An 8,812-nucleotide genomic window follows, 5' to 3' on the forward strand; every position below is an offset into this window, starting at 1 on the left:
GGATAATTGAAAACAAAACGTTTGTTATCACCTGGCGTTAAAGGTTCGCTGAAACCAAGAGGTAGGTACTTATCGAGCGCCTTAACCGTCTCTTCCCCCATGCTTTGAGAGTGATTCACATAGCCACCAAGTACATCTCCCGAAATATAGAACTGCCACAAAGCAAACACTGGAGCAGCACTTGCTTTAGACAAAGTATCCGAAACCTCTTGATAAGTATGATACACGCCTCGATTCAATTCGGTATTGTAATGACTGAGCAAAACCGCGTCATCAGCGGAGATACCTTCCAAAAACTGACGGGTACGCACTAACGATAGATCGCGTATTTCAACCAATGTGATATTAGGGAACTCAGTCATCACGCGATTCATCTCTTTGCGAATCAACTCAGAAGTGACACTGTAATCATTGATGAAATACAGTATTTTTAGGTTAGGTCTTAACTTCGAAATTAGATCAATATTGACGTCTATCTGATCGTTCTCATAAAGCACGGTTGCTCTATCAGACACCGAATACATGTCGGTACTGAAATCGTTAATACCGGCAGCAACGACAGGTGTGGAGCGATCGATCAAACTAGGCAGAGATTCAAGGAAGTTAGCCGCGTTGTCGTCAGTCGCGATTACACCATCAAACTTATAATCTGCATATTTGGTACGTAAGTAGTTCGCGATAGAATCGTAGTACTCAGGGCTATGGACGCGCTTTGAATCCAAATACTCGATTGAGAGTTTAACTTCGGCTTGAGATTGGCTGAACGCACTGTCTATCCCTTTTTGGAAGTCAGCGGTCCACTGATAAGAAGGTTCGTATGAGTGTAAAACTAGGATGCGTTTGATATCCCAGTCATTAGCAAAACTGAGTGAAGAATAAGCGCTAACACACAATACAGCGATTGAGAACAATAGCTTGTACATACAATACCCTTTAAATAAGACGGGGTATTTTACTTAGATTAACGCTTTCTCAAAGAACCTTTAGTTCTCGACCCACACTTTATCGCGAGAAGCATGATCTTGTGCCCAAAAATCAAGGATCTGCTTAGCAAAAGCGTTGATACTTTGACCACCTCCAACCACAACATCTGAGATTAGCAGAGAATCCTCCGCTTCTGTAACGATAGCGCTCGCTGCTACATCACCATTTTGAGTCCCTATGTATAAGACATGTTCGTCAGATAACATAATCTGACTCAAAAACTCTAACATGTGCGCCCTTTCGGTTTCATCTTGGTAAGCGCTGGCTTGGTTAAGTGAAAAAAGTACGGTCAGTTTATGGAAGTCGACTTTATGCAGTTCATCAATTTGGGAAGGTGTTTGATCTTGGGTGAGGAGTTGGTATGTCTTGGACGGGAGTTTGCTTTGATAAAGTTCTCGGCCTAGCAGGCTCTCTTTTGCGGGGTAGGCAATATCGAGTTGACTAAACAGCCATTGGTTTTTCTTCTGTACAATTTCAGGTATTTCGTTATTCATTCTTTTAGTACCTACGGTTAGTATCCCCAAATGTCACAGCTATTTGGAAGACATATATTCGACTGAGGTGCCGAGCTACAAGCACAGAGCATACAGAGCATGACCAAGGCCAACAAGTACTTTAAATGCTTCATATTTTCCATTATCCAACAACATCCTTTAAGAACTTAACGAAAAGCTCTACACTCGTATTCAAGCTTTCAATATCCTTATAGTAAACAGAACTCTATAAATAAAAAGGACTTCTTATGAAAAAAGCCTTAATAGCAGCGGGTATCATCACAATGTTGGCTGGCTGTTCGGACAACGAGGTTGGCGACGTCTCTCTTGGATTCTTCACAATGAAGGATATCAAAATGTCTTCTTTAGATGATGATAAAATCGCAGGTGTGACTTGTCATATCGCTTCAATCGAAGCAAACCTTAGCCTTTCCGATCCAAGCGATAGCTCTATCTCTTGTCGTCAAACCGGTGAAATTACATCAGAAATGATTGCTAAAATAGACAAAAGCAAATCTGGTGAAGTGGTATTCAAACAATCAAAAAGTATCTTCTTTAAAACAATGAAGGTTCGTCGTATCTACGATGCAGAGAATCAATCACTGCTTTACTTATCATACACCACCAAAGAAACAGAAGGCAGTTTCAAGCATAGCCTTTCAACCGTTCCCCTATGGGGTACTGAGGCTTACGTTGATCCAGCAACACTCGTCCCAGCGGAATAGGCTCACGTAAATGCCCTCAAGCGAAAAGTAAAACGAGTCACCTGTACAGACATCGTACAGGTGATTCTAAATGTAATAAAAATGAAAGAATCAGAAACAAAATGTGATATCATGCGGCAAAATTTTTTCACTGTATTTTTCATATGAAGTTTCCTGGACAGCGTAAATCTAAACACTACTTTCCAACTCACGCACGTGATCCGTTGGTCAACCAAATGCAACAAACGCCTAAGCTTCACCGCGCAACAATTGTCGGTGTTGGTCAAACGATTGTTGATATCGAAGCCCGTGTTGATAACGCGTTCCTTGAAAAATATGAGCTGAGTAAAGGTCACTCACTGGTATTGGAAGAGAGTAAAGCAGATGCGCTGTACGAAGAGTTAGTTGAGCGCGGTTTGATCACGCATCAATACCCTGGCGATACTATCGGCAACACACTGCACAACTATTCCGTACTTGCAGACAGTAAATCTGTATTGCTTGGCGTTATGTCTAAGAAGATTGAAGTTGGCTCATTTGGTTATCGTTACCTTTGCCGCACTTCTTCTCGTATGAATCTAAATCACCTTCAAACGGTTGATGGTCCTATTGGTCGTTGCTACACGCTTATTTCTGAAGATGGTGAACGTACGTTTGCAATCAACGAAGGCCACATGAACCAACTGCTTCCTGAAAGCGTTCCTGAAAAAGTGTTCGAGAAAGCATCAGCATTGGTTGTGTCGTCATACCTAATGCGCGGCAAACCTGAAGATCCGATGCCAAAAGCGGTACAAAAAGCGATTGAATACGCGAAAGCGCACAATGTGCCAGTTGTACTAACACTTGGTACTAAGTACGTGATCGAAGGTAATGCGGAATGGTGGCAAGAATATCTGAAAGAAAACGTAACCATCGTCGCGATGAACGAAGACGAAGGTGAGGCGTTAACGGGTGAAAAAGATCCGCTTCTAGCTGCTAACAAAGCACTTGAATGGGTTGACCTCGTTCTCTGTACTGCTGGCCCTATCGGTTTATACATGGCTGGCTACACCGACGAGCCTGCGAAACGCGAAACCACTCTGCCATTGTTACCGGGTAACATCCCTGAGTTCAATAAATTCGAGTTCAGCCGTGCTATGCGTAAGCAAGACTGTCAAGACCCGGTAAAAGTATACTCTCACATTGGCCCTTATCTTGGTGGCCCGCGCGAGATTAAAAACACCAATGGTGCTGGTGATGGTGCACTTTCTGCACTTCTACACGACATGGCAGCAAACAGCTACCACCACGTGAATGTTCCAAACTCAGAAAAGCACGAGCACTCGTGTCTAACGTATTCTTCTCTGTCTCAAATTTGTAAGTACGCAAACCGTGTAAGCTATGAAGTGTTGACTCAGCACTCTCCTCGCCTTTCTCGTGCACTACCTGAACGCGAAGATAGCTTAGAAGAAACATACTGGGATCGTTAATCGACCACATTAAGTAGTTAACTCTTAGAGGTTAACGCCAAGCTAGATTACCCATTCCTTGAAGGGCTGCTATATGCAGCCCTTTTTGTATTCAACACCAATATAGCCGTAACTGAAGGTAATCAGATCGAATATTTTGCTCGTTTAAGATTTGATCTCGCGCAATGACTCTTTAGATCTGTTATCTTCCAGCACATAATTGATGTGGTTTGCCTTTACTTGGCAAATTTATACAGTACTATCGCCACGCAAACGTTTACGTACCACCTTTCGGTTCTGATATAAGGATCAAATATGCTGTCTGATATTGATATTTGTCGCTCTACTCCCCTTAAAAACATCAGTGAGGTTGCCAAGCAAGCTGGCCTGCACCACAACGAACATCAGCCATTAGGGCAATACAAATCTAAAGTGTCTCTCACATCACTTGAACGCCTCGCTAGCCAACAAGATGGTAAATTAGTCGTGGTTACGGCCATCACACCGACGCCTCTTGGTGAGGGCAAAACCGTCACCACTATCGGATTAGCGCAAGGCCTAGCAAAGATTAACCAATCCGCTATAGCCTGCATTCGCCAACCTTCAATGGGCCCGGTATTTGGTGTAAAAGGTGGTGCAGCTGGCGGTGGCTATTCACAAGTTGCCCCAATGGAGCAATTGAACCTTCACCTGACTGGCGACATTCATGCCGTAACAGTCGCTCATAACCTCGCCTCTGCCGCTATTGACGCTCGTTTGTATCATGAGCAACGTGAAGGGTTAGAAGCCTTTGAGGCTCGCTCAGGCTTAAAAGCTCTGGATATCGACCCACGCAGAATAGTATGGCGACGTGTACTTGACCACAATGACCGCGCACTGCGTATGATCACGGTTGGCAAGAACGAAGCAGGCAAAACAATTAATGGCTTTGAGCGCGAGGACGGCTTTGACATCTCAGCCGCTTCAGAGCTGATGGCTATTCTTGCTCTAACTGATGACCTTCAAGATTTAAGAAAGCGCATCGGGCGAGTGGTACTCGCATACAACAACCAAGGCTTGCCATTAACCGCAGATGACTTCAACGTAGCAGGTGCTATGACCGTCACAATGAAAGACTCCATAGAGCCAACATTGATGCAAACCCTTGAAGGGATTCCTACCCTAATTCACGCAGGGCCTTTCGCTAACATCGCACACGGTAACTCTTCTATTATTGCCGATAAGATTGCGTTAAAGCTGAGTGATTTTGTTGTGACTGAAGGCGGTTTCGGCTCAGATATGGGCTTTGAGAAAGCGTGCAACATCAAAGTGAAAGCATCGAACAAAAAGCCAGATTGTGCTGTTATTGTCGCAACATTACGAGGTCTAAAAGCCAACTCAGGTTTATACGATTTGAGACCGGGAACTCCGCTACCAGATTCAATCTTTAATGATGACCAAGACGCGCTCATTGCAGGGCTTGAGAACCTTAAATGGCACATCAACAACGTTAAGCAATACCAAGTGCCTACAGTTGTTGCGATCAATCGATTTCCACAAGACTCAGCTCAAGAGCTCGATGCTTTGAAACAGATGATCACCGACTTCGACCCAAGCGTTAGCGTTGAAGTAAGCGAAGCATTTGGTCAGGGTGGCGAAGGGGCGACTAAATTGGCTCACGCCGTAGTAAAAGCTTGCCAAAAACAGAGTGAATTTAAGCCTTTGTATCACTCAAAGCAAAGCCTAGAAGAAAAGCTGATGGCCGTCGCTGAAGTTGGCTATGGCGCAGCAAGTATCTCGCTATCTCCACTGGCTAAAAAACAACTGGCCGAATTCAAACTGCATGGCTATAACGACCTATCGGTTTGTTTAGCAAAAACACCACTATCGATCTCGACAGAAGCACACGTAAAAGGTGCACCATCTCAGTTTGACGTACCCGTTAGGGAGCTAAAACTGTGTGCTGGTGCTGGCTTTATTTACGCGCTGTGCGGCAATGTAATGACCATGCCAGGCCTACCTGATAAACCGGCTTTTATGTCGTTGGACATTGATAGCAAAGGAAACATCGTTGGTTTAAGTTAATTACGACAAGACATAGGCTAAAAATCCGCTTTATCTAGAATAGCCTGTCCGTACTATGCTCCCCATTATATTTACGGACAGGTCTACTTTCTGATACCTAATTGCTTAATTAACACCCCAAATGCAATAAATTTCATTGAAACCAAAATTATATGCACGCCTGATTATAAGTTTTGGGTCAAGATCACATTAATAGACCTACAAAATATATAGTATTGCGCTGATTTTTCGAGGACAGTGATGAATACGAGTATAAAAAAACTAATCAGCCAATTTCTATGTACCCTGTTTGTCCTAGGATTAGTCCCTGCTCTCTATATAAACTCTGAATTTGAACGGGTTGAAGCTCAGCATGCGCTGAACATCAAACAGTCGAATCAAAACCAAATCGAATACAGCTTTCATCAACTCGCGATTATTGTTGAGCAAATATCAAACGCGGTTCCCTCTATTGCCGCTTCACAGACCCTACTCCGTGCAGTTGCTGAACCTTCGATTGCTAACAAACAGGCACTTCAAGATCTCTGGGTAGTATTAGTAAACGGGCAACGGTACTACTCTCAACTACGTTTCCTAGATCTAGACGCCAACGAAGTCTTCCGCGTCAACTACAAGGATGGTCAAGCAACTATCGTCGCAGACCACAAGTTACAGAACAAATCCTCTCGCGATTACTACAAAGTGCTACAAGAATTATCGATCGGAGAGGTAAGCGCTAAAGGCATTGATCTTGAGGCCGAAAATGGAGAGTTAATTCGCCCCTTTTCGCCGACACTTCGCATTATGACGCCTGTCACTGTAGGGGAGCACATTATTGGCTATTTCATTGCTAACCTAAATATGCGCGAGATCTATGATCGCTTACATTACCAGATAGGTACATCAGCGACAGTTCCGGTCATTCTTAACAAATCGGGTCATGTCATCATGGGGCCCGACCCTGAGGATTCATTTGGGCATATGGTTGAATCACGTTCAGACAAGACGTATGCAAAACTAGCCCCAGGCCTGTGGCAGAATATTCAAAGCGGTACCTCATCCAGCTATTTTGATGGTAAAAACTGGTATTTTCACTCTGACATCAGCCCTAAAATTAAGCAGTTTGAAGGACCAATCTATATGGTTCTTCATATTGAAGAACATCAATTTAACACTCAGTTTCAACAAGAAAATCACGCCATAGTCGTTCAGATAATCATACTCTCGATATTGATTTCAATGATTTCTGCAGGTTTCGTACTGTGGAACAGAAATCATAAAAAGAACAGTATCGAAAGCCAACTCGCCAAAGCAGCAATGAATGGTATGTCTGCCCTATTAATCACAGACAAAAATAACCGAATCATAAAAGTAAACCAAGAGTTCACCCGTGTCAGTGGCTACGAGTTAGAAGATGTAAAAGGTAAACAGCCTTCATTGTTTAACGCTGGCCGCTATAATGAAGAGTTCTACATTAAAATGTGGAGCGTTATTAAAGAGACAGGGATGTGGGAAGGCGAAGTGGTGAACCGACGAAAGGATGGCACCTTCATCACGGAAATTCTTCGAATACAAACCATCAAAGACTCAAAAGATGTGATTCAATTTTATGTTGCATCATTTGTTGATATCAGCAAACGCAAAGAGCTCGAGAATAAACTGAGAAACCTTAGCGAAAAAGATGCACTATCTGGCTGTTGGAATAGACGAAAGTTCGACCTGGAGCTTCGTGACGAGTGTTCTCGCGTTAGTCGTTACCCTACTCGCGAGCAGTCTTGCTTAGCCATATTGGATATTGACCATTTCAAACGCATTAACGATAGGTTTGGACATGATTATGGCGATAAAGCGATTCAAATCGTAGCACAGGTACTGCAACGTGAATGTCGAGATACCGACTTCGTGGCTCGTATTGGTGGAGAAGAGTTTGGGGTTATCTTGCCTCACACGACACCAAAAGAAGCCGACTATGTGCTTAATAGGCTGAGAATCGCGATCAGTATCGAGTTCGACAACGTCGTTACAATAAGTGGCGGAATAACCAACCTAACAAGTGAACCAGCACTCAATTATAAGTGCGCTGATTTAGCACTGTACGAAGCAAAAGCAGTAGGTAGAAACAGTGTATGTTTGTTCCTTGATAGCGAAATGAGCGAAATTGCATAGCAGAAGCCTGAGTCGCACCACCGCCCCGCTAACTTGTTCATTTCACTCTAGAGTCGTTCACTTAACCATCAATTCGGTGCGGGGTAGAACTCAAGCTTATTCCCTTCGACTACCAGAATGCAATCCATATTCGCAGCATGGGCTGCCTGCTTACCAAGGTGAGTATCTTCAAACACAACACACTGCTTTGGCTGCAAACCCATACCCAAACAAGCAGCTAAGAAAGTATCAGGGTTTGGTTTGTGATTCTTCACATCTGTCGCTGTCACTAAGATATCCAACTTACTCAAGATATCCGTTTTATCTAACAGTTGTTCTGCGCTCTTGCGTTGACTGCCCGTTCCAACAGCTATCTTCTTGTCACCGAGATGGTCTATCAAAAGAGAATACGTACAAGGGATAATATCTCCTTTGTCTTCAATAGCTGCAAACGAAGCCATTTTAAACGTAGAAACCGCTTGTGGGTCGAGCGATAAACCGTACTTACTATTTACCTCACCCGCGATCTTATAACTCGGCATTCCACCTAAGCTATGCAGCCAAGACGCTTCGAAATAAAAGCCGAACTCTTCCGCCGTTTGCTGCCATGCTTTTACATGTGCTGGCATTGTATCGATCAACGTACCGTCCATATCAAAGATTAATCCTTCATATGCCGTTAAATCAATTTTCATCACTACTATCACTCTTTAAGAAAGTTACTGATACCATACCCAATATTCAGTATCATGACCCCATATTACTGTTCAAAATGGATGTTTATGTTACAAATATCTAACTCTGTTTCAATTCAAGACTGGGAACTCCAGCTAACCGCGATCAGAGCTCAAGGAGCCGGAGGTCAAAACGTCAATAAAGTATCGAGTGCGATACATTTACGTTTTGACATCAAGCACTCAACCCTACCCGATTTCTATAAAGAAAAACTCCTTGCACATAAAGATGGTCGTATCACTAAAGATGGTGTGATTAT

General features: G+C 43.3%; 8 protein-coding genes. 5 read left to right on the forward strand and 3 right to left on the reverse strand.

What is annotated here, in order from left to right; translation table 11 throughout:
* Positions 1-923 (reverse strand): ABC transporter substrate-binding protein (locus AB4496_RS00885; protein ID WP_372130494.1); only part of this gene is annotated, 923 nt, incomplete at its 3' end.
* 60 nt (positions 924-983) lie between these two features.
* Positions 984-1,478 carry a hypothetical protein gene (locus AB4496_RS00890; protein ID WP_009845198.1) on the reverse strand — a complete coding sequence of 165 codons (495 nt, stop codon included), beginning with the start codon at positions 1,476-1,478 and terminating at the stop codon, positions 984-986.
* A gap of 248 nt (positions 1,479-1,726) precedes the next feature.
* On the opposite strand from AB4496_RS00890, the gene AB4496_RS00895 reads away from it, so the two are divergent.
* The 4 genes from AB4496_RS00895 to AB4496_RS00910 all read left to right on the forward strand — a co-directional run bounded on the left by AB4496_RS00895 (position 1,727) and on the right by AB4496_RS00910 (position 7,839).
* The gene (locus tag AB4496_RS00895; RefSeq protein ID WP_009845193.1) at positions 1,727-2,203 is read left to right on the forward strand and encodes a CreA family protein; all 477 of its coding nucleotides are present in this window, start codon (positions 1,727-1,729) and stop codon (positions 2,201-2,203) included.
* A 143-nt stretch (positions 2,204-2,346) separates the two neighbouring features.
* Positions 2,347-3,651, forward strand: coding sequence for an inosine/guanosine kinase (locus tag AB4496_RS00900; protein ID WP_009845192.1), 1,305 nt, complete (start codon positions 2,347-2,349; stop codon positions 3,649-3,651).
* Between the two features lie 294 nt (positions 3,652-3,945).
* Positions 3,946-5,694 carry a formate--tetrahydrofolate ligase gene (locus AB4496_RS00905; RefSeq protein WP_102257716.1) on the forward strand — a complete coding sequence of 583 codons (1,749 nt, stop codon included), beginning with the start codon at positions 3,946-3,948 and terminating at the stop codon, positions 5,692-5,694.
* Positions 5,695-5,934: 240 nt separating this feature from the next.
* Entirely contained in the window at positions 5,935-7,839 is a 1,905-nt protein-coding gene (locus tag AB4496_RS00910) for a diguanylate cyclase (protein WP_102257715.1), read from the forward strand.
* 68 nt (positions 7,840-7,907) lie between these two features.
* Here the strand turns inward: AB4496_RS00910 and AB4496_RS00915 are convergent, their stop codons facing one another.
* Positions 7,908-8,513, reverse strand: coding sequence for a beta-phosphoglucomutase family hydrolase (locus tag AB4496_RS00915; protein ID WP_102257714.1), 606 nt, complete (start codon positions 8,511-8,513; stop codon positions 7,908-7,910).
* Between the two features lie 87 nt (positions 8,514-8,600).
* Between AB4496_RS00915 and arfB the strand changes: the two genes are divergently transcribed.
* Positions 8,601-8,812 (forward strand): alternative ribosome rescue aminoacyl-tRNA hydrolase ArfB (arfB, locus tag AB4496_RS00920; protein WP_372130495.1); only part of this gene is annotated, 212 nt, incomplete at its 3' end.

This window comes from Vibrio sp. 10N.222.46.A1 (assembly GCF_041473595.1).
In the GTDB taxonomy this organism is placed as follows: Bacteria; Pseudomonadota; Gammaproteobacteria; order Enterobacterales; family Vibrionaceae; genus Vibrio; species Vibrio tasmaniensis_A.